The organism is Mycolicibacterium houstonense (assembly GCF_900078665.2).
Taxonomy (GTDB): domain Bacteria; phylum Actinomycetota; class Actinomycetes; order Mycobacteriales; family Mycobacteriaceae; genus Mycobacterium; species Mycobacterium houstonense.
This window is the reverse complement of record NZ_LT546208.1, coordinates 241,246-263,358: the sequence shown is the minus strand read 5'-3', so window position 1 is coordinate 263,358 and position 22,113 is coordinate 241,246. Positions and strand designations below refer to the sequence as shown.

Annotated in this window: 24 protein-coding genes; 3 read left to right on the top strand and 21 right to left on the bottom strand. The window is 67.4% G+C overall.

Going from position 1 to position 22,113, the window contains the following annotated elements:
- From BN4332_RS29230 to BN4332_RS29185, 10 genes are all read right to left on the bottom strand, one after another.
- On the bottom strand, nucleotides 1-1,570 hold a 1,570-nt coding region (locus tag BN4332_RS29230; protein ID WP_160110950.1), incomplete at its 3' end, for a 2Fe-2S iron-sulfur cluster-binding protein.
- A gap of 92 nt (nucleotides 1,571-1,662) precedes the next feature.
- A complete protein-coding gene (gene nuoF / locus BN4332_RS29225) occupies nucleotides 1,663-2,979 on the bottom strand; it encodes an NADH-quinone oxidoreductase subunit NuoF (RefSeq protein WP_066903284.1) in 1,317 nt (438 codons plus the stop codon).
- A complete protein-coding gene (locus BN4332_RS29220) occupies nucleotides 2,976-3,524 on the bottom strand; it encodes an NAD(P)H-dependent oxidoreductase subunit E (protein ID WP_066903282.1) in 549 nt (182 codons plus the stop codon). Before BN4332_RS29220 ends, nuoF begins: the two co-directional genes overlap by 4 nt.
- 28 nt (nucleotides 3,525-3,552) lie before the next feature.
- On the bottom strand, nucleotides 3,553-4,857 hold the full coding sequence (gene nuoD / locus BN4332_RS29215; protein WP_066903280.1) for an NADH dehydrogenase (quinone) subunit D: 1,305 nt from the start codon (nucleotides 4,855-4,857) through the stop codon (nucleotides 3,553-3,555).
- On the bottom strand, nucleotides 4,857-5,549 hold the full coding sequence (locus BN4332_RS29210) for an NADH-quinone oxidoreductase subunit C (protein WP_066903274.1): 693 nt from the start codon (nucleotides 5,547-5,549) through the stop codon (nucleotides 4,857-4,859). Before BN4332_RS29210 ends, nuoD begins: the two co-directional genes overlap by 1 nt.
- Complete coding sequence (locus BN4332_RS29205; RefSeq protein WP_066903272.1) at nucleotides 5,546-6,100, bottom strand: NuoB/complex I 20 kDa subunit family protein; 555 nt, start codon at nucleotides 6,098-6,100, stop codon at nucleotides 5,546-5,548. The genes BN4332_RS29210 and BN4332_RS29205 overlap by 4 nt, the downstream gene beginning before the upstream one ends.
- On the bottom strand, nucleotides 6,091-6,459 hold the full coding sequence (locus tag BN4332_RS29200) for an NADH-quinone oxidoreductase subunit A (RefSeq protein WP_003881436.1): 369 nt from the start codon (nucleotides 6,457-6,459) through the stop codon (nucleotides 6,091-6,093). Before BN4332_RS29200 ends, BN4332_RS29205 begins: the two co-directional genes overlap by 10 nt.
- A 171-nt stretch (nucleotides 6,460-6,630) precedes the next feature.
- Entirely contained in the window at nucleotides 6,631-7,029 is a 399-nt protein-coding gene (locus tag BN4332_RS29195; RefSeq protein WP_066903270.1) for an Rv3143 family two-component system response regulator, read from the bottom strand.
- Between the two features lie 64 nt (nucleotides 7,030-7,093).
- Entirely contained in the window at nucleotides 7,094-7,612 is a 519-nt protein-coding gene (locus tag BN4332_RS29190; RefSeq protein WP_066903268.1) for a YceI family protein, read from the bottom strand.
- 24 nt (nucleotides 7,613-7,636) lie between these two features.
- Nucleotides 7,637-8,023: a nuclear transport factor 2 family protein gene (locus BN4332_RS29185; RefSeq protein WP_066903265.1), complete on the bottom strand. Its 387-nt coding sequence runs from the start codon at nucleotides 8,021-8,023 to the stop codon at nucleotides 7,637-7,639.
- Between the two features lie 59 nt (nucleotides 8,024-8,082).
- Between BN4332_RS29185 and BN4332_RS29180 the strand changes: the two genes are divergently transcribed.
- Nucleotides 8,083-8,712 (top strand): class I SAM-dependent methyltransferase, encoded by a 630-nt coding sequence (locus BN4332_RS29180; RefSeq protein WP_066903263.1) that lies wholly within the window; start codon nucleotides 8,083-8,085, stop codon nucleotides 8,710-8,712.
- 5 nt (nucleotides 8,713-8,717) lie between these two features.
- Here BN4332_RS29180 and BN4332_RS29175 read toward each other — a convergent pair whose 3' ends face one another.
- Genes BN4332_RS29175 through BN4332_RS29140 form a run of 8 tightly spaced genes read right to left on the bottom strand, consistent with a single transcriptional unit; the run spans nucleotide 8,718 to nucleotide 16,348 of the window.
- Complete coding sequence (locus BN4332_RS29175; protein WP_066903261.1) at nucleotides 8,718-9,101, bottom strand: DUF6285 domain-containing protein; 384 nt, start codon at nucleotides 9,099-9,101, stop codon at nucleotides 8,718-8,720.
- A complete protein-coding gene (locus BN4332_RS29170) occupies nucleotides 9,062-10,036 on the bottom strand; it encodes a phosphotransferase family protein (protein WP_096867155.1) in 975 nt (324 codons plus the stop codon). Before BN4332_RS29170 ends, BN4332_RS29175 begins: the two co-directional genes overlap by 40 nt.
- A complete protein-coding gene (locus BN4332_RS29165) occupies nucleotides 10,033-11,277 on the bottom strand; it encodes an acyl-CoA dehydrogenase family protein (RefSeq protein ID WP_066903259.1) in 1,245 nt (414 codons plus the stop codon). Before BN4332_RS29165 ends, BN4332_RS29170 begins: the two co-directional genes overlap by 4 nt.
- Nucleotides 11,278-11,297: 20 nt before the next feature.
- The gene (locus BN4332_RS29160) at nucleotides 11,298-11,909 is read right to left on the bottom strand and encodes a TetR/AcrR family transcriptional regulator (RefSeq protein WP_066903257.1); all 612 of its coding nucleotides are present in this window, start codon (nucleotides 11,907-11,909) and stop codon (nucleotides 11,298-11,300) included.
- A 7-nt stretch (nucleotides 11,910-11,916) separates the two neighbouring features.
- Entirely contained in the window at nucleotides 11,917-12,819 is a 903-nt protein-coding gene (locus BN4332_RS29155) for a hydroxymethylglutaryl-CoA lyase (protein ID WP_066903255.1), read from the bottom strand.
- Between the two features lies 1 nt (nucleotide 12,820).
- The gene (locus tag BN4332_RS29150) at nucleotides 12,821-14,023 is read right to left on the bottom strand and encodes a CaiB/BaiF CoA transferase family protein (protein WP_066903253.1); all 1,203 of its coding nucleotides are present in this window, start codon (nucleotides 14,021-14,023) and stop codon (nucleotides 12,821-12,823) included.
- Nucleotides 14,020-15,210, bottom strand: coding sequence for an alpha/beta hydrolase family protein (locus tag BN4332_RS29145; protein WP_066903251.1), 1,191 nt, complete (start codon nucleotides 15,208-15,210; stop codon nucleotides 14,020-14,022). Before BN4332_RS29145 ends, BN4332_RS29150 begins: the two co-directional genes overlap by 4 nt.
- A gap of 34 nt (nucleotides 15,211-15,244) precedes the next feature.
- Nucleotides 15,245-16,348 carry a homogentisate 1,2-dioxygenase gene (locus BN4332_RS29140; RefSeq protein WP_066903249.1) on the bottom strand — a complete coding sequence of 368 codons (1,104 nt, stop codon included), beginning with the start codon at nucleotides 16,346-16,348 and terminating at the stop codon, nucleotides 15,245-15,247.
- Between the two features lie 175 nt (nucleotides 16,349-16,523).
- On the opposite strand from BN4332_RS29140, the gene BN4332_RS29135 reads away from it, so the two are divergent.
- Complete coding sequence (locus BN4332_RS29135; protein WP_066903247.1) at nucleotides 16,524-17,081, top strand: type 1 glutamine amidotransferase domain-containing protein; 558 nt, start codon at nucleotides 16,524-16,526, stop codon at nucleotides 17,079-17,081.
- A 12-nt stretch (nucleotides 17,082-17,093) separates the two neighbouring features.
- Here the strand turns inward: BN4332_RS29135 and BN4332_RS29130 are convergent, their stop codons facing one another.
- A complete protein-coding gene (locus BN4332_RS29130) occupies nucleotides 17,094-18,260 on the bottom strand; it encodes an acyl-CoA dehydrogenase family protein (RefSeq protein ID WP_066903244.1) in 1,167 nt (388 codons plus the stop codon).
- Between the two features lie 474 nt (nucleotides 18,261-18,734).
- Between BN4332_RS29130 and BN4332_RS29125 the strand changes: the two genes are divergently transcribed.
- Nucleotides 18,735-19,712, top strand: a complete 978-nt coding sequence (locus BN4332_RS29125) for an esterase family protein (protein WP_066903242.1) — start codon at nucleotides 18,735-18,737, stop codon at nucleotides 19,710-19,712.
- 72 nt (nucleotides 19,713-19,784) lie between these two features.
- Here the strand turns inward: BN4332_RS29125 and BN4332_RS29120 are convergent, their stop codons facing one another.
- Both BN4332_RS29120 and BN4332_RS29115 read right to left on the bottom strand, forming a co-directional pair.
- On the bottom strand, nucleotides 19,785-20,783 hold the full coding sequence (locus tag BN4332_RS29120) for an oxidoreductase (protein WP_066903240.1): 999 nt from the start codon (nucleotides 20,781-20,783) through the stop codon (nucleotides 19,785-19,787).
- Between the two features lie 95 nt (nucleotides 20,784-20,878).
- A complete protein-coding gene (locus BN4332_RS29115) occupies nucleotides 20,879-22,099 on the bottom strand; it encodes an acyl-CoA dehydrogenase family protein (RefSeq protein WP_066903238.1) in 1,221 nt (406 codons plus the stop codon).
- Nucleotides 22,100-22,113: the final 14 nt, after the last annotated feature.

The window sequence follows — 22,113 nt, the reverse complement described above, 5'->3', positions numbered from 1 at the left end:
CACCGGCCCGGCGGGGGATCCAGGCCAGCCGCGCCCCGGTGGCGGTGGCCAGCCGCACCGCGGCCGACAAGGCACCGGGTGCGGTGGCCAGCCGTTCCCCGACCAGGATCACCGCACCGGGACGTCGCAGCCGCTCATCGGCTTCCAGCGCCTGTAGTGCGGCAGCCTCGTGCCCGGGGACGGCCGGGATCAGCGTGCCCGCCATCTTGGTCAGCCCACGGCTCGCGAACGGCGCGACCGAGAGCACGGTGACGCCGTTCTTGCGGGCCGCCTTGCGCAGCCGCAGGAACACGATGGGCGATTCCTCTTCGGGCTCCAGCCCGGCCAGCAGCACCGACGGTGCCTTCTCCAGCTCGGCGTAGCGCAGTGTCATCGGCCGACCGGCGATTCGGGCCGCGAGGAATGCCGCCTCTTCCTCGGAGTGAGGCCGGACCCGGAAGTCGATGTCATTGGTGCCCAGCACCATTCGCGCGAACTTCGAGTACGCGTAGGCGTCCTGCACGGTGCAGCGGCCGCCCACCAGCACACCGGTGTTCGCGCCCGCCTGCAGCAGACCCGCCCCGGCGGCGGTCAGCGCCTCCGACCACGAGGCGGGACGCAGGGCACCGTCCTCACGGATCAGCGGGGTGGTGATCCGGTCACCGGCTGTCGCATACGTGAAGGCCCACCGNGCACCGTCCTCACGGATCAGCGGGGTGGTGATCCGGTCACCGGCTGTCGCATACGTGAAGGCCCACCGGCCCTTGTCGCAGTTCCACTCCTCGTTGACCTCGGGATCGTCGCCGGCCAGGCGGCGCAGGACTTTTCCGCGCCGGTGGTCGGTGCGCTGGGCGCACCCGGAGGCACAGTGCTCACAGACACTGGGACTGGACACCAGGTCGAACGGCCGGGCCCGGAACCGGTAGGCCGTCCCGGTGAGGGCGCCGACCGGGCAGATCTGCACGGTGTTGCCGGAGAAGTACGACTGGAACGGTTCCCCGGGAGCGATCCCGACCTGTTGCAGCGCGCCGCGCTCCAGCAGTTCGATGAACGGGTCGCCGGCGATCTGCGCGGAGAACCGGGTGCAGCGCGCGCACAGCACGCACCGTTCCCGGTCCAGCAGGACCTGCGAGGAGATGTTGATCGGTTTCGGGTAGGTCCGTTTGACGTCCTCGAACCGGGTTTCGGGACGCCCGTTGGACATCGCCTGGTTCTGCAGTGGGCATTCGCCGCCCTTGTCGCACACCGGGCAGTCCAGCGGATGGTTGATCAGCAGCAGTTCCATCACCCCGCGCTGCGCCTTGTCGGCCGCCTCGGAGCTGTACTGGGTGTGCACCACCATGTCCGGGCTGACGGTGGTGGTGCACGACGCCATCGGTTTGCGCTGGCCCTCCACCTCGACCAGGCACTGCCGGCAGGCGCCCACCGGATCGAGCAGCGGATGATCGCAGAACCGGGGTATCTGGATGCCCATCAGTTCGGCGGCGCGAATCACCAACGTGCCCTTGGGAACACTGATCTCTGCGCCGTCGATGGTCAGCGACACCATCTCCACCGGCGGGGTGTCCTTGGTCGGCTCGGCCAGCGTCATGCACGTCCCCCTCTCCATGCGCGAGCAGACATGAACTCGCACGACACGCCCTGGAAAAGCGCGATTCTGTGTCTGCTCGCGGTGAGAAACATTCAGGCACCCGCACTTTCGGTGGCCAGCAGCGTCGAGGCGTGCGGGTCGAACGGGCACCCGCCGTCGAGATGTGCCACGTACTCGTCGCGGAAGTGCTTGATCGACGACATGATCGGGCTGGCCGCTCCGTCGCCCAATGCGCAGAACGACTTGCCGAAGATGCCGTCGGAGATGTCGAGCAGCTTGTCGATGTCGGCCTCGGTGCCCGCCCCGGTCTCCAGCCGCGCATAGATCTGCGCCAGCCAATAGGTGCCCTCGCGGCACGGCGTGCACTTGCCGCACGACTCGTGGGCATAGAACTGGGTCCAGCGCCGCACCGCGCGCACCACGCAGGTGGTCTCGTCGAAGATCTGCAGCGCCTTGGTGCCGAGCATCGAGCCCACAGAGGCCATGCCCTCGTAATCCAATGGCACGTCGATGTGTTCGGCCGTGAGCAGCGGTGTCGAGGAGCCGCCCGGGGTCCAGAACTTCAGGGTGTGACCGTCGCGGATCCCGCCGGCATAGTCCAGCAGCTCGCGCAGGGTGATGCCCAAAGGGGCCTCGTACTGACCGGGCCGCTTGACGTGGCCGGACAGCGAATAGAGCGTGAATCCGGGGGATTTCTCCGAACCCATCGACCGGAACCAGTCGATGCCGTTGACCAGGATCGGCGGCACACTGGCGATGGATTCGACGTTGTTGACCACCGTCGGGCAGGCGTACAGGCCGGCGACGGCCGGGAACGGTGGGCGCAAGCGTGGTTGGCCGCGGCGGCCTTCCAGGGAGTCGAGGAGTGCGGTCTCCTCACCGCAGATGTAGGCACCCGCGCCGGCGTGCACCGTCAACTCCAAGTCGAAGCCCGACCCGAGGATGTCGGTGCCCAGATACCCGGCCGCGTACGCCTCGGCGACCGCGGCCTGCAAACGCCGCAGTACCGGCACCACCTCACCGCGCACGTAGATGAACGCGTGCCGGGCCCGGATCGCATACGCCGCGATGATCACGCCCTCCACCAGGAAGTGGGGTGTGGTCAGCATCAGCGGAATGTCCTTGCAGGTGCCGGGTTCCGATTCGTCGGCGTTGACCACCAGGTAGTGCGGCTTGGCCCCGGCGCCATCGTCGCCCTGCGGGATGAACGACCACTTGGTCCCGGTCGGGAATCCGGCACCACCGCGGCCGCGGAGGCCCGAGTCCTTCACCAGTGCAATCACGTCGTCGGGCGCCATCCCCAAGGCCTGCTGCAGTCCTCGGTAACCGTCGTGGCGGCGATAGGTGTCCAGGGTCCACGGTTCCGGCTCGTCCCAGAACCGGCTCAGTACCGGGGTCAGCGCCGTCATGCTCTCGGACCTGCCTCGGGCGTGGACATTCCGCGCTTGCGCGCCTCGTGCAGCCCGGCCAGCGTGGCCGGTCCGGGGGCGCCGCCGGGNCAGGCGGCATTGCATTCGATGTGCTCGAGCGTGACTCGGCCGTCGGCCGTCGTCTGTCCGGCCTCGATGTCCAGATGCTCCTGCAACGCGTCGAGGATCGCGTCGCCGCCCATGATCGCGCACAACGTGTTGGTGCACACCCCGACGAGGTAGTCGCCGGTCGGGGTGCGCCGGTACATCGAGTAGAACGTGGCCACCGCGGTGACCTCGGCCTCGGTCAGGCCCAACAACGTTGCACAGAAGCCGATCCCGGCCGGGGTCAGGCAACCGTCCTCGGCGTGGACCAGATGCAGCAACGGCAGCAGTGCCGAACGGGTGTCGGGATAGCGGCCGAGGATCTGCTCGGCGTCGGAGGCCAGCCGGGCCGTCACGTCGTCCGGATACGCCGCGGGCCCGTTGATCGGCGGGCCCGCTTCATCGGGGCGCTGCCCCAGCTGAATGAAAACGTCACTCATCGGTGCTGTCTCCTCTTCGCGCAAGCGCTCATCGGTCAACCCCGCCCATGACCGGGTCTATCGACGCCACCGCGGCGATGGCGTCGGCGACCATGCCGCCCTCGCACATCGCCGCCACCGCTTGCAGATTGGTGAACGAGGGGTCGCGGTAGTGCACCCGGTAGGGCCGGGTGCCGCCGTCGGACACCATGTGCACGCCGAGCTCACCGCGCGGGGACTCGACTGCGACATAGACCTGTCCGGCCGGCACCCGGATGCCCTCGGTGACGAGCTTGAAGTGATGGATCAGCCCCTCCATCGAGTGGCCCATGATCTTCGCGATGTGCTCGGGGGAGTTGCCCAAGCCGTCGGGACCGAGCTTGAGATCGGCCGGCCAGGCCAGCTTCTTGTCGGAGATCATCACCGGGCCCGCGCCGAGCTTCTCGAGGCGGTCGACACACTGCTCGACGATCTTCAACGACTCCCGCATCTCCTTGACCCGGATGATGTAGCGGCCGTAGGAATCGCAGCGGTCATCGGTGATGACGTCGAATTCGTAGTCCTGGTAGCCGCAATACGGTTGCGCGCGGCGCAGATCGTGCGGCAGCCCGGTGGAACGCAGCACCGGGCCGGTGATGCCCAGCGCCATACACCCGGTCAGGTCGAGGTAGCCGACGCCGACGGTGCGTGCCTTCCAGATGTAGTTCTCGTTGAGCAGATCCTCCAAGTCCTGCAAGCGGTTCGGCAGCAGATCGAGCAGGCCCCGCACCTGAGCGAGAGCGTCATCGGGCAGGTCCGCGGCCAGGCCCCCGGGGCGGATATAGGCGTGGTTCATCCGCAGGCCGGTGATCGACTCGAAGACCCGCAGGATCTCCTCGCGTTCGCGGAACCCGTAGAACATCGCGCTCATCGCGCCCAGTTCCATACCACCGGTGGCCAGTGCCACCAGATGCGACGAGATCCGGTTGAGTTCCATCAACATCACCCGGATCACACTGGCGCGCTCCGGGATGTCGTCGGTGATGCCCAGCAGCTTCTCCACGCCCAGGCAGTACGCGGTCTCGTTGAAGAACGGCGAGAGGTAGTCCATCCGGGTGACGAAGGTGACGCCCTGCGTCCAGTTCCGGTACTCCAGGTTCTTCTCGATGCCGGTGTGCAGATAGCCGATGCCGCAACGGGCTTCGGTGATGATCTCGCCCTCGATCTCGAGGATCAGCCGCAGCACCCCGTGTGTGGACGGATGTTGTGGGCCCATGTTGACCACGATGCGTTCGCCGGCGTGTTCACGGGCCGCGGCGACGACGTCGTCCCAGTCCTGTCCGCCGACCACCACGACGGGGGATTCGGTACTCATCAGTTGTACGACCTCCGCTGATCGGGCGGCGGGATCTGCGCGCCGTGGTACTCGACCGGGATGCCGCCCAGCGGATAGTCCTTGCGCTGGGGATGTCCGACCCAGTCGTCGGGCATCTCGATCCGGGTCAACGCCGGATGGCCGTCGAACACGATGCCGAAGAAGTCGTAGGTCTCACGTTCGTGCCAGTCGGTCGTCGGATACACCGCGTACAGCGACGGCACGTGCGGATCGGCATCGGGCGCTGCGACTTCCAGCCGGATCCGGCGGTTGTGGGTGATCGACATCAGCGGGTACACCGCGTGCAGCTCGCGGCCGGTGTCATCGGGGTAGTGCACCCCGCTCACGCCGAGGCACAGTTCGAACCGCAGTTGGGGATCGTCGCGCAGCACACTGGCCACCGCGGGCAATTGAACCCGGCTGACCTCGAGGGTCAGCTCGTCGCGGTAGACCACCACGCGCTCGATGGACACCGCATAGCGTTCCTCGCCGAGGATTTCGGCGAGCCGGTCCACCACCTCGTCGAAATACCGGCCGTAGGGCCGGGGGGAACCGCCGGGCAGGGCCACCGAGCGGACCAGGCGGCCGTAGCCGGAGGTGTCGCCGGTGTCCGAGGCGCCGAACATGCCGCGGCGCACGCTGATCACCTCCGGTGTGCCGCCGGTCGCGTCGCCGTCTCCGTTGGCCGTCACCGCAGCAGCCCCTTGAGTTCGATGGTGGGCGTGACGGCCAGCGCGGCCTGTTCGGCCTCGCGGATGGCTTCGGCACGGTTGACGCCCAGCGGCATCTGCTGAATCTTGTCGTGCAGCTTCAGGATTGCGTGCAGCAGCATCTCCGGCCGGGGTGGGCAACCCGGCAGATAGATGTCCACGGGCACCACGTGATCGACGCCCTGCACCACCGCGTAGTTGTTGAACATGCCGCCGGACGAGGCGCAAACCCCCATGGCCAACACCCATTTCGGTTCGGCCATCTGGTCATAGATCTGGCGCAGGACCGGCGCCATCTTCTGGCTGACCCGGCCCGCCACGATCATCAGATCGGCTTGCCGTGGGGTGGCGGAGAACCGCTCCATGCCGAACCGGGCGATGTCGAAACGTGGCCCGGCCGTCGCCATCATCTCGATGGCGCAGCAGGCCAGGCCGAAGGTGGCCGGCCACAGCGAACCTTTGCGTACGTAACCGGCGACGGCTTCGACCGTCGACAACAGGATTCCGCCGGGAACGCGTTCCTCTAGTCCCAATTCAGGCCCCCTCGCCGCCAGACGTAGGCGTATGCCACGAACACCGTGAGCATGAACAGCAGCATCTCCACCAGTGCGAACAGCCCGAGGCTGTCGAACGCCACGGCCCACGGGTAGAGAAAGACGATTTCGATGTCGAACACGATGAACAACATCGCCGTCAGGTAGTAGCGGATCGGCATGCGCTGGCCGGTCACCCCGGCGGCCCCGGGCTGCATCGGCTCGATACCGCACTCGTAAGCCTCAAGTTTGGACCGGTTGTACCGACGCGGACCGATGACGAGCGCGATTCCCACGGACACCACGGCGAAGGCCGCCGCGATCGCTCCGAGAACCAGGATGGGCGTGTACAGATTCATGCCACTTACCGCTCCCTCGGTGGGCTGTCGATGTGAGCTAACCCACAGCCTAGCGAGGATTGCGGCCTACGCCACTCATTTTGGTTAGTATCGTTTCATATCGGGGCAGCGTGTCGCTGCGGCCGCAGCCATGCCGAGAAAGTCAACGGCAACAGGGCAATTCGTGGAAAATCAGCGAACCGACGCGCGCAGTAGCGGCACCACGGCATCGCCCAGCCGGATCGGGTCGATCGGGTGCGGCACGGCCGCCTCGGCCTGTGACCAGCTAGCCAGCCAGGCATCGTCGGGTCGGCCGGTGAGGACCAGGATCGGCGGGCAATCGGCGATCTCGTCCTTGAGCTGTTTGGCCACCCCCATGCCGCCGGTCGGGGTGGCCTCGCCGTCGAGGATGGCCAGGTCGAAGCCCCCGGCGTCCATCTGTGCGATCACCATCGGCGCGGTGGCGATCTCGACGTACTCCAGCTCGGGAAGCTCCGGGTGGACGCGTTTGCCCAGTGCGAGTCGTACCTGTTCGCGGGTGCGCGGATTGTCGCTGTAGACCAGGATGCGCAACGGCGCGGGGCCGGACATGGTGCCGATGCTACTGCCAGCGGCGCCGATCGCCGGACAACTCAGCGAATTCTGTTGTGGCGCATCAGACCCGGGTGAACACCAGTTCACCGGACAGTTCGGTGGTCGGGCCGACCATACCCAGCATGTTCCCCGACACGCCGAACTCGCCTCGGTGCACCGTGCACCGGCCCGAGAGCCGCAGCGCGCCGTCGTCGAGCACCTCCACCTCGACGGGCATCTCGACGGTTTTCGACACGCCGCGGACCGTCAGGACCGTGGTCAGTCGCGCCGCGCCGTCGTCCGACGGCACCAGGCCTTTCGCTCGCACGGTGATGTCGGGATGCGCCTCGGCATCGAAGAAATCGGCGGATCGCAGGTGCTCGTCACGCTTGCGGATCCCGGTACGCAACGACGCCGTCGCGATGACCACCTCACCGCTCACCGCGTCATCGGCGGTGCCCGCGCCGGCGAAATCGGTGAACCGGCCGGTCACAGTCGCCAGGCCCCAGAGCGTCTTGTTCCGGAATGTCACCCGGGACCGGTCGGGGACCAGGGTCCAGTTACCCGTGCTCGCGGCCAGCACGTCGCTGAGTGTGGTCATGACACCTCCGTCGGCTCGGATCGGTCAGATGAACAACGGCGCGATGTCCTTCGGATCGAAGTATTCATCGATGCGATGGATAAGTCCGTCGGTACCCACTTTGATCACTATGCATACCCGCAGGGCGATCGACGCGCCATCGCGTGCGGTGGCGTGCAGGACATGTTGCTGGACGAATCCGCCGTCGAAGAACTGGCGGTCCAGCAGTTCGTAGCGCCGCTCAGGGGTGGCGTCGATGAACCAGTCGATCACCTTCAGCGCCCGGGCCCGGTCGTTGTCCCGGAGATCGCCGGCATGCCATACCGCGACGTCATCGGCCCAGAGCCGGGCCACGCCGGCCCGGTCGCCGCGTTCGATCGCGTCGAACAGCCGGTCGGCCACGTCACCGATCACGGTGTCGGCAGCGGACATCGTCGGCCTCCTCAGGTCGGGCTTGACCTCAACGATTATTGAGGTTTCACACTCGGATCATGAACTCCACGCCTGCACACTCCCTGTTCGAAGAAGCCTACGAGTCCCGCACCGCACCGTGGGTGATCGGCGAGCCGCAACCGGCCATCGTCGAGTTGGAACGCCGCGGCGGCATCACCGGCAAGGTGCTCGACGTCGGCTGCGGCGCCGGTGAACACACCATGCTGCTGGTCGAGCGCGGCTATGACGTCCTGGGTGTCGACTTCTCCGAGCAGGCGATCGACCAGGCTCGCGAGAACGCTGCGCAACGCGGTATCGACGCACACTTCGCCGTGGCCGACGCGACCCGCCTCGACGAGGCGCCGGGTTACGACACCATCCTCGACAGCGCGCTGTTCCACATCTTCGACGACACCGATCGGCCCCGATATGTCGACAGCCTGCATCGAGCGGCCCGCCCGGGCGCGACGGTGTACGTGCTGGCGCTCTCCGACGCGGGCCGCGGTTTCGGTCCCCAGGTCAGCGCCGACGTCATCCGCCAGGCGTTCGCCGAGGGATGGGAGCTGGAAGCCCTGGAGACCACCACCTACCGCGGCGTGGTGGGTGCGGCGCACGCCGAGGAGATCGGCGAGCCGGTCGGGGCCCGGGTAGACGAGCCCGCCTGGTTGGCCCGGCTCCGCCGGCGCTGACGGGTTCACGGCTCGTCGTAGCCCGGGTGGGCGGCGGCGAGCCGTTGCCGTACCAGGACGCGCAGGCACGCGGTGACGTCGTCGGACCGGTCGTCGAGGTCGCCGGCCCGGATCGCCGCGGCCAGCGCGGCCTCGTCGGTGAACCCGACGGCACCGAGCGCCGCCTCGGCCGCCGCAGGGGTTTCGGCGGCCAGCAGTTCGCGTTCGACCATGCGCAGGGCATTGGCCGCCACCCTGGCCTGGAATCTCACCGGAGGGGCGACCGTCTCACCGTCTCGCACCTCGGTGTCGAGGAACTCGGCGACCGCGGCCACGAGCTCGGCCGCACTCGGCCGTCCGTACAGGTTGTTCACCAGCCGCTCCCGTCCAACAGGGTCAACAGGTCCCATTCGGTTTCGCAGACCCGGCGGCCGATGGTGGCCAGTTCCACCGACCGGGTCTGTCCGCTGAGATGCCGTTCGGCCTGATAGCGGCAGATGACCCCCCAGCGCAGCGTGGCGAGCACCAGCCACCACCGCATGGCGGACCGGTCCAGAGCGGCTCCGCCGGCTGCCTCGTAGGCGCTCAGGAAGCTCTCGATGCTGCCAAGACCGCCCGCTCCCAGGCCGGCCGGTGCCCCGAACCGCCAGGCTCGGATGCAGAACCAGGCCAGGTCCTCGTACGCCTCGCCGAGGTGCACCAGTTCCCAGTCCAGTACCGCGGCCAGGCCCGAATCGTCGACGATCACGTTGCCCATCCGGAAATCGCCGTGCACCAGCCGCGTCGGCGACGCCGGCGGCCGGTTGGCGGCCAGCCAGCGGAACACCCATTCGAAAGTGGCTGTGGTGTCGCCCATCTGGTCGAGCTGCTCGCGCCATTGCGCCATCTGGTCCTGCTCGACGAGCCCGGGCGAATCGGGCGGCGCGGCCCGGTGAATCGCGGCCAGCGCCTGTGCGCACTGGGTGAGCAGCCGGGCCCGGCCGGCGTCGTCGAGCGTGCGCTGGATGCGCCGCACGATGGTCTGGCCGCCGATGAAGTCACAGATCAGGAACGGGTCTCCCAGTGCGGCAACGGAATCGTCGGCAACCAGCACCTGGGGGACCGGTGCGCCCGCGAGAGCCGCGGCGCGTTGGGCGGCGGCCTCCAGCTCCATCCCGGCATGCACCTCGTCTGGGGCGCCGGTGCGCAGGATCAGTGGGCGTCGGCCCGATTCGGTGACGGCGTCGAATGACCAGGTGGTTCGGCTGGCCCCGCCGGTCAGCTCGCGGAGGTTCTGCACGGTGACCCCGGTGCCCAACGTCGGCGCCAGCACCTCGGCCAGACCGGTGACCAGAGCCGCGGTCACTGCTTGGCCTTGCCGAATCCGAAGAGTCGCTGGGCCACTCGCCGCATCTGGATCTCCTCGGCGCCCTCGGTGATGCGGTAGCGCCGATGGTGGCGGTAAATGTGTTCGAACGGCTCGTGCCGGCTGTAGCCGATACCGCCGTGCACCTGCATGGCTCGATCGGCGGCTTCACACACCAGGCGGTTGGCACGATAGTTGGCCATCGAGACCTTGTCGGAGACCTCCATGTGATGGTTCTGATCCAGCTGTGTCGCGGCGTAACGCACCAGCAGCCGGACCATCTGCGCCTCGGTCTGCAGCTCCACCAACGGCCACTGCACGGCCTGGTTGACCGCCAGCGGCTTGCCGAACACCATGCGCTGGTTGGCGTAGTCCACCGCACGGTCGATGCAGAACTGGGCGGCGCCGAGGCTGCTGGCGGCCTGGCGAATCCGGTTCTCGTGCAGGAAGGTCTGGCCGACCTCGAGACCACGGTCGACCTCGCCCAGCACCGCGTCGGCAGGCACCCGCACATTCCTCAGCTCCACCTCACCGTGATCGGTGGGCATGTTGAACGTCCACCAGTAGAACGGGACGGTGAATCCCGGCGAGTCGGTGGGCACCAGGAAGGCGGTGATGCCGCGGGCCTGTCCGGGTTCACCGGAGGTGCGGGCGAAGATCAGGTCGTGGGTGGCGCGGTGCACCCCGGTGTTCCATCGCTTGGTGCCGTTGATGATCCAGTCCTCGCCGTCGGGCACCGCGGTGGTCTCCAGCCAGGTCGCGTCCGACCCGTGCGCCGGTTCGGTCAACCCGAACGCCATCGACCGCTTGCCGGTCAGCATGGCCTCTACCCATTCGGATTTCTGCGCCTCGGTGCCGAACCGGTCCATCATGATCACCTGGGGGAAGTTCCCGACGATCGATGACTCGTCCTGCAGATCGTTGTGCAGTCCGAGGCCCTTGTGCGCCAGATGTTCCCGGATGACGGCCATGTCGAGGTTGCTGCCGTCGCGGCCGCCGAACTTGGCGGGCAGGCCGTAGCGCAGCCAGCCGGCGGCATCGGCGCGCCGGCGCATCTCGTCGAGCAGGTCTTCCCAGGCCCGGGCCGGGATGCCACCGTTGTCCCAGTCGGTGCGAGCGTATTCGCGGCGCTGGTCGAAGTACTGGATGTGCTCGCGTTCCAGCGGTTTGATCTCGGTTTCGATGAACTCGTCCATCTCGGCGAGCACACGGGAAAGGTGTTCGGGCAAAGCGAAATCCACGGTGATCTCTCTTCCTCGGGTCAGGCGCCGTACAAGGTTCTCTTCCAGATGGTGGACAGGGTGGCGATGGCGTCGGCGTCGCTGACCTCGATCCCCAGTCCGGACTGGCCGACGAACACCGTGGTGAAGTTCTCGAACAGCAGGGCGATGGCTGCCGCGACGTGCTCGGGGTGCAGCCCCTGGGCGTGGCCCTGAGCCTGCGCGTGGTGAACCGACGCGATGACGATGTCGATGCCGAATCGGCGGAATTTGTTCTGCACGTCGGCGAATCGCTGTTGGGTGGCGGCCAGCTGGGCCACCGCGATCATGATGCCGATGTTCTGTTTGAAGATGTTCCAGTAGCCGGTGACCACCGTGGTGAAGAACTCGGTGTCCTCGGGGGAGTCGGGCAGGTGCAGGTTCAGGCCGGAGGGTTCGACGACGTCGTGCAGGAACGATTCGGCCAGCGCGGCCAGCAGGTCCTCCTTGTCGGAGAAATACCGGTAGAACACCGCCGGGCTCTTGCCGGCCGCCGAGGTGATGTCGGCCAGGGTGGTGCCGTGAAAGCCGCGCTCGGCGAACAGCTTCCGGGCGGCAAGCTCGATGGCCGATCGGGTCTGGCGGCCCTTGGTGCCCAGCTCGGCGGCGGTCATCGAGGCCTCAGCCCAGGATCCGGTCGCCGGCCCGCAGCAGCGCGCTGGGCAGCTCGTGGCCCACGGCGTCCTGCGCGACACGGGCCGCGTCGATGGCCGCGGCCAGTTCCACGTCGACGGCGATGTCGCTGTCGCGCAACATGTAGACCAGATCCTCGGTGGCGATGTTGCCGCTGGCTCCGGGTGCGAACGGGCAGCCGCCCAGCCCGCCGACCGAAGCGTCCAGGCGAGCGACCCCGGCCTGCACCGCCGCGTACGCACTGGCCAGCCCGGCGCCACGGGTGTTGTGGAAATGTGCACCCAGCGGCGTGTCACCGATCAGCGGCCGGACCTGCTCGACCAGCGACGTGACCCGGCGCGGCGTGGTGGTGCCGATGGTGTCGGCGATCGCCAGCCGGTTCACGCCGAATCCGGCTGCGGCCGAGATGATGTCGAGTACCCGCCGTGGATCGGTCGGTCCGTCGAACGGGCAGTCCCACGCCGTCGCGATGATCACCTCCACCGAGGTGCCGCTGTCTCCCGCGATGGCCACGATGTCGGCGATCTGCGCGGTCGCCTCGGCCGACGAACGTCCGACATTGGCATGGGAATGGGCATCCGAGGCCGACACCACGTACTCGATGGAGCGCAGGCCCGCGGCGATCGCGCGTTTGGCGCCGTTGGGGCTGGCCACCAGGGCGGAAAACTCCACGCCGGGAAAACGGTGCAGTTCTTCGGCCAGTTCGGCGGCGTCGGCCAGCGCGGGCACCTTGGAGGGGGACACGAACGCCGTCGCCTCCACCTCACGCACCCCGGTCGCGACGATCGCTTCCAGGATCGCGACCTTGGCCGACAACGGGATCGGCGTTTCGATCTGCAGGCCGTCGCGCAGGCACACCTCGCGGATATCGACCTTCGCCGGCAGGTTCATCTCACAGCACCCCCTCGGAACGCAGGGCTTCCAATTCCTGTGCGCTGCGGCCGAGCAGGCCGCCGTACACCTCGTCGTTGTGCTGGCCGGGCCGGGCCGGCCCGGCGTTGCGGATGGTGCCGGGGGACTCGGACAGCACCGGGACGACGCCGGGGCCCTTGACGTTGCGCCCGATCCGTTCGTCGAAGTGGTCGGCGATCATGCCGCGGGCCCGCAGCTGCGGATCCCGCACGACTTCGGCCACGGTGTTGATCGGCCCGCTGATCACGCCGGCCCGCGACAGGGTGTCGATGATCTCTTCGGGCTGCCGAGTGGCGGCCCAATCACCGATGATCTTGTCCAGCTCGTCCTGATTGCGGCCCCGGGCAACATGATTGACGAACCGCTCGTCGGTCGCGAGTTCGGGGCTGCCCATGGCGGCGCACAGCCGGCGGAACACCGTGTCCTGATTGGCCGCGATAACCACCCAGCTGCCGTTGGCGCTCTGATAGATGTTCGACGGCGCGATGCCTTCCAGCCGAGTGCCCGACGGGCCGCGCACCACGCCGCCGACGTCGTAGTCGGGGATGGTGGATTCCTGTACCGCCAGGCAACTTTCGGTGAGCGCGGTGTCCACGATCTGGCCTTCACCGGTCACGGTTCGCCGGTACAGCGCAGCCAAGGCGCCCTGCGCGGCGAACATTCCGGCCAGGCTGTCGCCCAGCGAGAGCGCCAGCCGGGGCGGGGGACCGCCCGGGAATCCGTTCATGTGCCGCAGCCCGCTCGATGCCTCGGCCACCGAGGCATATCCGGCCTTCCCGGCATCGGGCCCGGTCTGTCCGTAGCCCGACACCCGCACCAGGATGATGCCCTTGTTGCGTTCGCGCAGCACCTCGTAGCCCAGGTCCCACTTCTCCAGGGTGCCGGGCCGGAAGTTCTCCACGATGATGTCGGACTGCGCCACCAGGTCCAGGAACAGGGCCCGGCCGGTCTCCTTGCGCAGGTCGAGAGTGACCGCCTTCTTGTTGCGGGCATGCACCGTCCAGAAGAAGTGATGCCCGTCGAGCTCGGCCTGGCCCCAGGTGCGCAACGGATCCGGTGTATTGGGTAGCTCGACCTTGATCACCTCGGCACCCATGTCGCCGAGCAGCCGGCTCGCGAACGGCCCCGAGATCAGGGTGCCGAGTTCGATCACCCGGATGCCGTCCAGAGCGCCGGTCGTCACAGCGAGAATCCGTGTCGGTGCAGCCAATCCGTGCAGATACCCACAGCTTGGCGCAGGGTGTCGCGCTGATCCGGACCAGAGTAGTAGTGGTTGGCCCCGGGGATCTCGTGCATCTCCTTGTCTGGATGGCCGATCGCCTCGTACAACCGACGGGTGTGGCTGGGGGTGCAGGCATCATCGGCCAGGTTGCCGATCACCAGGGCGGGCACCGCGATATCCGGCCCGGCCTTGACGGCATCGCCGTTGGCGTCGTCGTAGCTCCACTGCGACAACCAGCTGCGCAGCGTGCAGAAGCGGGCCAGGCCCACCGGGCTCATGTTCACCACCTGCGGATCGCCCAGGTAACAGGTGCCCGGCGTGCGCTCGTTGGGATCGACGGTCGGGTCCAGCCAGCGCGGGTCGGCCATGGTGCCGTGTACGACGAACGCGAACTCGTCATCGGGCCGGCCGGCGGCCTTCAGTTCCGCGAGCTTTTCCTTGACCCACTTGGTGATCCGGCGGTTCCTGGCGATCTGTGCCTGGTGATAACGCTCCAGGAACTCCGCGGTGTACGGCGGCTGGTTGGGGTTGTCGGGGTTGTAGAGGTCGAGCTCAGGATCCCGCTTGGTCGGGTCGTTCTCGTCGAGGATGGACGCGTCCATCCATTCGGTCATGGTGCCGTGCCGGCTGATGTGCGCCGCGAGCAGCATGATCGCGTCGGCCGGGATCAGCCCGAGTTTGGTGAGGTCCGGCCCGTCGCCGGACGGGCTGGCGGTGACCGTCGGGTGCTGCGCCTGCTGCTGGTAGAACACCGACAGCGACCCGCCGCCGCTCCACCCGGCCAGCACCACCTTCTCGTAGCCCAGCCGGTTCTTGGCGTCCTTGATGCACTCGCCGAGATCCTCGACCACCTTCTCCATCAGCAGGGCCGAGTCGGTGCCGCGGAACCGGCTGTTGCAGTAGATGACGTGGTGTCCGGCGCGGGCCAGCGCGTTGATCATCGGCAGGTACGCACCGCCGCCGATCGGGTGCATGAACACCAGGACGGTGTCTGACGGCTTCGATTTGGGTCGCAGCAGATAGCTCTCCAGCACGACCAACTCGGCGACCCCGCCGTACACGTCGCGGACCGCCGAGTTGTTCTGGTAGGCAACCAGATACGGGATGCGGTCGTACTCGTGCTTCACAGGTGCTTCAACGGTTGTCATCGCTGTCCTTTGTTCTTCGCGCAAGCGCTCATCACTAGTGCTGCCCCAGGTCGTTGGCGAGGATTTCGGCGGACGGGACGAGCCGTCGCCGGGTGTCGATCGCGATCACCGACCAGTCGACCCGGTCGTAGTCGTCGAATTTGCGGCGGGCCCGCTCTCGGGCTTTCTCGGGGGCGCCGTGGTGCACGCCCTGCGGTGCGTGGGAGATCAGTCCGGGCGGCATCGGGATGCCGTACAGCGATCCGCCGTGGAAGAACGCGATCTCGTCGTAGTCGACGTTGCGGTGATACCACGGGGTGCGCTCGGTGCCGGGCACGCTCTCGGCGGGCTTGGGTAGGAAGTTCATCACGTACACCCCGGTGGCCTGCATGAACAGGTGCACGGTCGGCGGCAGGTGCACGCTCTCGGAGGTGATGACGGTGTAGTCCTCGATGTTGAAGGTGAACGGGAAGTTGTCGCCCCGCCAGCCTTCCACGTCGAGCGGATTGTGTTGGTAGAACAACGATGTAGAGCCAACCCCCTGGATTTCTGAGTGGATGAGCCGGACCTCGTACTCGTCCCTGCCGTCGTCGTCGACGGGAGCGGGCTCGGGGATCGTCACCTGCGCGGGGTCGAACGGGAAGTGCCTGCCGAGGGTGCCGGCCGGCGGGACCCGGAAATCGTCGGTGGCCTGGATCATCAGCCACGTACTCTCGCTGTCGGGCACCTGGCGGAACGTGCAGGCCTTCGGGATGTACACCCAGTCGCCTTCGCGATAGCGCAACGGGCCGAACTCGGTTTCCAGCAAGCCGGATCCCTTGTGCACGAACAGCAGCAGGTCGCCGTCGACGTAACGGACGAAGAACGGCATCGCCTCGCTGCGCCGGCTCAGCAGCACCTGGCAATCGGCGTTGGCGAACATCAGCAGCGGCGCACCCTGGGCGTCGGTGGCATCGCTGGGTTTGAGTTCGCTGGACAGCACATCGGTGGGGCGTAGCGGGCCGACGGTGCGGTAGGCGGTCGGATCGTTGCGCCGGTACATGTTCGCGGTGCGGCCGACGAATCCGCCGCGGCCGAGCTCGTCATCCTTGAGGCCGTCGAGATCGGCGTGTACCCGCTTCGGGGTTTTGCCTTTGCGCAGGTGGACGAAGGATTCCATGCGTGGGCTCCTGACGAAGTGCAATAAAACTGAAAGTGACATTACTTTTTGTTTCGTCCGGTGACAAGGGGTGTTCGCGCCGGATCCGGCGAGTTTCGGGTTCGTCGCCCCGGGGTAGCCACCGGGCGGGCATCCAGGCGTTCTGCTGCTCGCCGGCGTCGACGAAAGGACGGTCATGAGAAAGGAATTGGAAGGTCGCAGGATCGGGATCCTCGCTGCCGACGGTGTGGAGCGCATCGAGCTCGAACAGCCGCGCGCCGCGGTCGAGAACGAGGGCGGTCACGTCGAGCTGCTGTCGCTCAAGAGCGGTGAGATCCAGGCCCGTGACCACGACCTCGAACCGGCAGGCACCTTTCCGGTGGACCGCACGGTGTCCGAGGCGAAGGTGGATCAGTTCGACGCGCTGATCCTGCCCGGGGGCACCGTGAACCCCGACAAGCTCAGGCTCGACGAGACCGCGGTTGCGTTCGTCCGCGATTTAGTCCGCTCGGGCAAGCCCGTCGCGGCGATCTGTCACGGGCCCTGGACGTTGGTCGAGGCCGACGTGGTCCGGGGCCGAACGTTGACCAGCTATCCGAGCATCCGCACCGACCTTCGAAATGCCGGAGCCACGGTCGTCGACCATGAGGTCTGTGTAGACGGCAACCTGATCACCAGTCGCTCGCCGCGCGATCTGCCCGCGTTCTGTGAGGCGATCACCGAGGTACTGGCGAGCACCCCGGCGCAGACGTGACCGGGGGCTACGTCAGATCATCGAGGTGCGCGGGATCTTCATCCCGAGCGCCAGGGCGCCGGCCAGCTCCCGGCTGGTGTCGTAGTCGAACACCACGTGGCCGGACAGCACGTCGACGTCGCGCTTGAACCGCTGCAACGGGCTGGACAGGAAATGGATGCTGGCCCCGCCCGCGCCGAGCAGATCGGCGATCACGGCCCGGGATTCGCTGACGATGTGGGCGGCCGCCAGCCTGGCCTGGGCGCGCACCGGCTTCTCGACCGGATCGCCGGTCGCCACGATCGCCTCGATCTCGCCGACGGTGTCGGCCAGCAGCGCGCGAAGGGCGCGCATCCGGACCTGAGCCCCCGCCAGGTGGGCCTGCGCGATCGGCTTGTCCTTCTGCATGACGCCCTCGTAGGGCAGCACCCGTTCCCCCAGGCGCTGGGCGTAGGTCTTGGTGACCCGCTCGGCGCTGCCCAGCGCGGGCATGGCGGCCAGCAGCGCCAGTGCGGGCACCATCGGCCAGCGATAGGTGGCACTGTCGTGCAGCCCGGCGCCGGGCGCGGTACCGGAATAGATGTCGAGCACCTTCACCAGTCGGTGGTCCGGTACGAAGACGTCGGTGGCGACGGCGTCGTTGGATCCGGTCGCGCGCATGCCATCGGTGTGCCAGACGTCGACCACGGTCACATCGCTGATCGGCAGCAGGGCCAGCGCCGGATACAGCGCGTCGTCGGGACCGCACAGCGCGGCCACGATGATCCAGTTGCCGTGCATGATCCCGGTGGCCCAGGACCAGCGGCCGGTCAGCCGGATACCGCCGTCCGCGGGTACGCCGCGCCCGGTCGGGGCCAGCGGGGCCGGCGCCAGGAACGGGCGGCTCGCGAACGCCTCGTCCTGGGCCTGCTCGCCGAACAGCGCCAGCATCCAGTTGTGCAGGGTCAGGAACCCGATGGTCCACGCGCTGGATGTGCAGCCGTGGGCCATCCGGCGCACCGGATCCAAGATCGCCGGGAACGGGGCCTGGCGACCTCCGTACCGGGCCGGGACCAGCAGCTCGGTGAAACCGGAATCGATGAGCCCGGTCACCGTGGCGTCGGGAAGGCGGCGCAACTCCTCGGCTTCAGCGGCCCGGTCCGCCAAGCCGGCGACGAATTCGGGGGTGATGGTGCAGTCCGTGGTGGTCGGTGAGGCCATGGCGGAAAGTTACCATACTTTTTAGTATGGTCTCATCGGGTGGCCGATCGCGATGGCCGACGGACGGCATTTGAAAACCGGTCGGCGACGATCGGATAACCCTCCGGACACCAGTTGTGAACGGATAGGCATCGGTGGATTTCACCTCCGGCCGGCCCGGACGCCCGAACGAAAGCGTTTCCCCAGGTAGGAACGCTGCATGCGCCGGTCAGATAAAGGCGAATTCACGTTTTGGAATCACGAGAACTGCTGTTCGACGGCGCGCGGCGGGTTTTCCCTCATCGCGGCCCCGTGCTTTACTCATGGCGCAACAACTGAATTCTCTCGGTCCGCTCTGCTACGCCCTCTGAGGTGTCCGGTGACGGGGAGCGGGCGCGACAGTGCAGCGATTCGCTCGCTGCGGTGTCGCTTGGCGATCGCTGATCGCAGATCGCGCAAGTGGCGTTAATGACCGAAGACGGATGGACTCGCAGTATGACCTTCATTGACAAGATTCGTGGCCGTTGGGCGCGCCGGATGACGGTGGCGGCCATGGCAGCACTCCTGCTGCCTGGCTTGATCGGCGTTGTCGGCGGATCGGCGACCGCGGGAGCCTTCTCCCGCCCGGGTCTGCCGGTGGAGTACCTGATGGTCCCGTCGCCGTCGATGGGCCGCGACATCAAGATTCAGTTCCAGAGCGGTGGACCCGGCTCGCACGCGGTGTACCTGCTCGACGGCCTGCGCGCACAGGACGACTTCAACGGCTGGGACATCAACACCAACGCGTTCGAGATGTTCCTCGACAGCGGGCTGTCGGTGGTCATGCCTGTCGGTGGTCAGTCCAGCTTCTACACCGACTGGTACGCCCCGGCATGCGGTAAGGCCGGCTGCGTCACCTACAAGTGGGAGACCTTCCTGACCAACGAGCTGCCGCAGTGGCTGGCAGCCAACCGCGACGTCGCGGCCAACGGCAACGCCGCGATCGGTCTGTCGATGGCCGGTTCCGCCTCGCTGATCCTGGCCGCCTACCACCCGGACCGCTTCATCTACGCCGGTTCGATGTCGGGCTTCCTGAACCCGTCCGAGGGCTGGTGGCCGTTCCTGATCAACATCTCCATGGGTGACGCCGGCGGCTTCAAGGCCAACGACATGTGGGGCCGCACCGAGGACCCGAACAGCGCCTGGAAGCGCAACGACCCGATGTTGCAGATCCCGACGCTCGTCGCCAACAACACCCGTCTGTGGATCTACTGCGGTAACGGCCAGCCGAACGAGCTGGGCGGCGGCGATCTGCCGGCCACCTTCCTCGAAGGCCTGACCATCCGCACGAACAAGACGTTCCAGGACAACTACCTGGCCGCGGGTGGCACCAACGGTGTGTTCAACTTCCCGGACAACGGCACGCACAACTGGGCCTACTGGGCCCGGGAACTGCAGGCCATGGTCCCGGACCTGCAGCGGGTGCTCGGCTAGGCCGAACCACACGCGAATAGCGAAATCGCCCAGAACACCAGCTGTTCTGGGCGATTTCGTATCTGTGGGTCGTCAGAAGCCGCCGGCGACCTTCACCACCGCGCGTCCGGAATACCGGCCGGCGCGGACCTGGTCCAGCACCTCGACGACATCCTTGACGGCCACCTCGTGGGTGACGTCGTCGAGATGGCGAGGTTTGAGCGCGCCGCTCAGCTCTGCCCACAGCGCGCGCCGCGGTCCGATGGCCAGCTGCACCGAATCGATGCCCAACAGGGATACACCGCGCAGGATGAACGGCATCACCGTGGTGTTCAACCCGGCACCGCCGGTGAGTCCGCTGGCCGCCACCGCGCCGCCGTACTGCAGTGTGCTCAGCACGTCGGCCAGGGTGGCGCCGCCGACACAGTCCACCGCCGCGGCCCATCGGGTCTTGCCCAGTGGCCGGGGTTTGGCCTCGGGGTCGGCCGGAAGCCGTCCGATGACCTCGGTGGCGCCCAAGGCGCGGAGGTGGTCGGCCTGGTCGGCCTTACCGGTCGAGGCCACCACCTCGTACCCGGCGGCGGCCAGCAGGTCCACGCTCACCGAGCCGACGCCTCCGGTCGCACCGGTCACCACGATGGGTCCGTGCTGCGGGGTGATGCCGTGGTCGGTGAGGGCCTGCACGCTCATCGCCGCGGTGAATCCGGCGGTGCCGATCGCCGCACCTTCCCGCGGGCTCAGCGCCCCCAGGCCGACGACCTGATCGGCGGGCAGCCGGGCGTACTCGGCGTAGCCGCCGTGATGGCCCGTGCCGATCTGGTAGCCGTGGGCCAGCACTAGATCACCGGCTGCGAAGTCCGGTGACTCAGAACTGACCACCTCACCGGTGAGATCGATGCCCGGCACGATCGGATAGTCGCGCACCACACCGCCTTTGGGCGTCAGTGCCAGCGCGTCCTTGAAGTTGACGCTGGAGTACTGCACCCGGATGGTGACGTCACCCGGGGGTAGGTCGGATGCCTGCAGTGTCTCGATCGCGGCGTCGATGCGATCGCCGTCCTGCCGTGCCACCAGTGCCTGAAACGATTCCATGCCCGCCACGCTAATCACCCTCGTTGGCCGAGCAGACGCAGAACTGCCCAAAACCACGCGGTTTTGGGCAGTTCTACGTCTGCTCGCCGAAAGAACTACTTCAGCTCGGCCGAGGACAGGCCCAGCAGGCGGCGGGCGACCACCAGCTGCTGGATCTGCTGCGTGCCCTCGAAGATGTCGAGGATCTTCGAATCGCGGGCCCACTTCTCCAGCAGGGTCTGCTCGGAATAGCCGGTGGTACCGGCCATTTCGACGGCCTTGAGGGTGATGTCGCTGGCCACCCTGGCGGCCTTGGCCTTACCCATCGAGGCTTCCTTGGAGTTGGGGATGCCGTTGTCGGCCTGCCAGGCTGAGCGGACCGTCAACAGGTACCCGGCCTCCCAGTCGGCTTCCATCCGCAGGAACTCCGCGGCCGCGGCGCTCTGGGCGTGGGCCGGCTTGTCGTAGGAGATCTCGATGCCGGCGTCGGTGAGGATCGCCCGCAGGTCCTCCAACGCGGCGCGGGCGATGCCGACGGCCATGGCCGCGACGATCGGCCGGGTGTTGTCGAAGGTCTCCATGACCCCGGCAAAACCCTTCTCCACGTGGATCTCCGGGTCGCCCAGCAGGTTGTCCTTGGGGATGCGGGCGTTGTCGAAGCGGATCACCGCGGTGTCGGAGGCCTTGATGCCGAGCTTGTGCTCGAGGCGTTCGACGGTGACCCCGGGATGCTCGCGCGGCACGATGAACGACTTGATCGCCGCCCGGCCCAACGACTTGTCGAGCGTCGCCCACACCACGATGTGGGTGGCCCGAGAACCCGCGGTGACGAAGATCTTCTCGCCGTTGATCACGTACTCGTCGCCGTCGAGGGTCGCGGTGGTGGTCACGGCCGCCGAGTCCGAGCCGAAGCCCGGTTCGGTGATGGCCATCGCGGCCCACACGTCCTTACCGAGGCGCTCCAGCTGCTCGGGGGTGGCCACCGAGGAGATGGCGGCGTTGCCGAGGCCCTGGCGCGGCACGGACAGCAGCAGGGCGACATCGCCCCAGCTGATCTCCAGTGCGTTGAGCAGTGCGGACATGTTGGCGCCGTTGACGGTGACCTTCTCGCCCTTGGTGTTGGCGTCGTCGCGGAACGCCTCGGCGCCCGCGAACGAGATCGTCTTGGCTTCCGAGATGCCTTCGAACAGCGTGGCCAGCGTGTCCAGCTCGACCGGGTAGGCGTGCTCGGCGAGGTCGTACTTGCGCGAGATCGGGCGAAGCATCTCGGCGGCGCCCTGGTGGCCCTTCTCGATGACCGCCTGGAGCTTGCGGGGCATTTCCAGATTGATTGCCATGATTAGTCTTTCCG

Coding starts and splice junctions, on each gene's coding strand:
- BN4332_RS29140 (WP_066903249.1), bottom strand. CDS start 16,348: ATGGAATCCTTCGTCCACCTGCGCAAAGGCAAAACCCCGAAGCGGGTA.
- BN4332_RS29135 (WP_066903247.1), top strand. CDS start 16,524: ATGAGAAAGGAATTGGAAGGTCGCAGGATCGGGATCCTCGCTGCCGAC.
- BN4332_RS29195 (WP_066903270.1), bottom strand. CDS start 7,029: ATGTCCGGCCCCGCGCCGTTGCGCATCCTGGTCTACAGCGACAATCCG.
- BN4332_RS29160 (WP_066903257.1), bottom strand. CDS start 11,909: ATGACCGCCGCCGAGCTGGGCACCAAGGGCCGCCAGACCCGATCGGCC.
- BN4332_RS29180 (WP_066903263.1), top strand. CDS start 8,083: ATGAACTCCACGCCTGCACACTCCCTGTTCGAAGAAGCCTACGAGTCC.
- BN4332_RS29115 (WP_066903238.1), bottom strand. CDS start 22,099: ATGGCAATCAATCTGGAAATGCCCCGCAAGCTCCAGGCGGTCATCGAG.
- BN4332_RS29145 (WP_066903251.1), bottom strand. CDS start 15,210: ATGACAACCGTTGAAGCACCTGTGAAGCACGAGTACGACCGCATCCCG.
- BN4332_RS29190 (WP_066903268.1), bottom strand. CDS start 7,612: ATGACCACACTCAGCGACGTGCTGGCCGCGAGCACGGGTAACTGGACC.
- BN4332_RS29200 (WP_003881436.1), bottom strand. CDS start 6,459: ATGAATCTGTACACGCCCATCCTGGTTCTCGGAGCGATCGCGGCGGCC.
- BN4332_RS29120 (WP_066903240.1), bottom strand. CDS start 20,783: ATGGAATCGTTTCAGGCACTGGTGGCACGGCAGGACGGCGATCGCATC.
- BN4332_RS29175 (WP_066903261.1), bottom strand. CDS start 9,101: ATGGGACCTGTTGACCCTGTTGGACGGGAGCGGCTGGTGAACAACCTG.
- nuoF (WP_066903284.1), bottom strand. CDS start 2,979: ATGACGGCGCTGACCCCGGTACTGAGCCGGTTCTGGGACGAGCCGGAA.
- BN4332_RS29125 (WP_066903242.1), top strand. CDS start 18,735: ATGACCTTCATTGACAAGATTCGTGGCCGTTGGGCGCGCCGGATGACG.
- nuoD (WP_066903280.1), bottom strand. CDS start 4,857: ATGAGTACCGAATCCCCCGTCGTGGTGGTCGGCGGACAGGACTGGGAC.
- BN4332_RS29155 (WP_066903255.1), bottom strand. CDS start 12,819: ATGAACCTGCCGGCGAAGGTCGATATCCGCGAGGTGTGCCTGCGCGAC.
- BN4332_RS29130 (WP_066903244.1), bottom strand. CDS start 18,260: ATGGCCTCACCGACCACCACGGACTGCACCATCACCCCCGAATTCGTC.
- BN4332_RS29185 (WP_066903265.1), bottom strand. CDS start 8,023: ATGTCCGCTGCCGACACCGTGATCGGTGACGTGGCCGACCGGCTGTTC.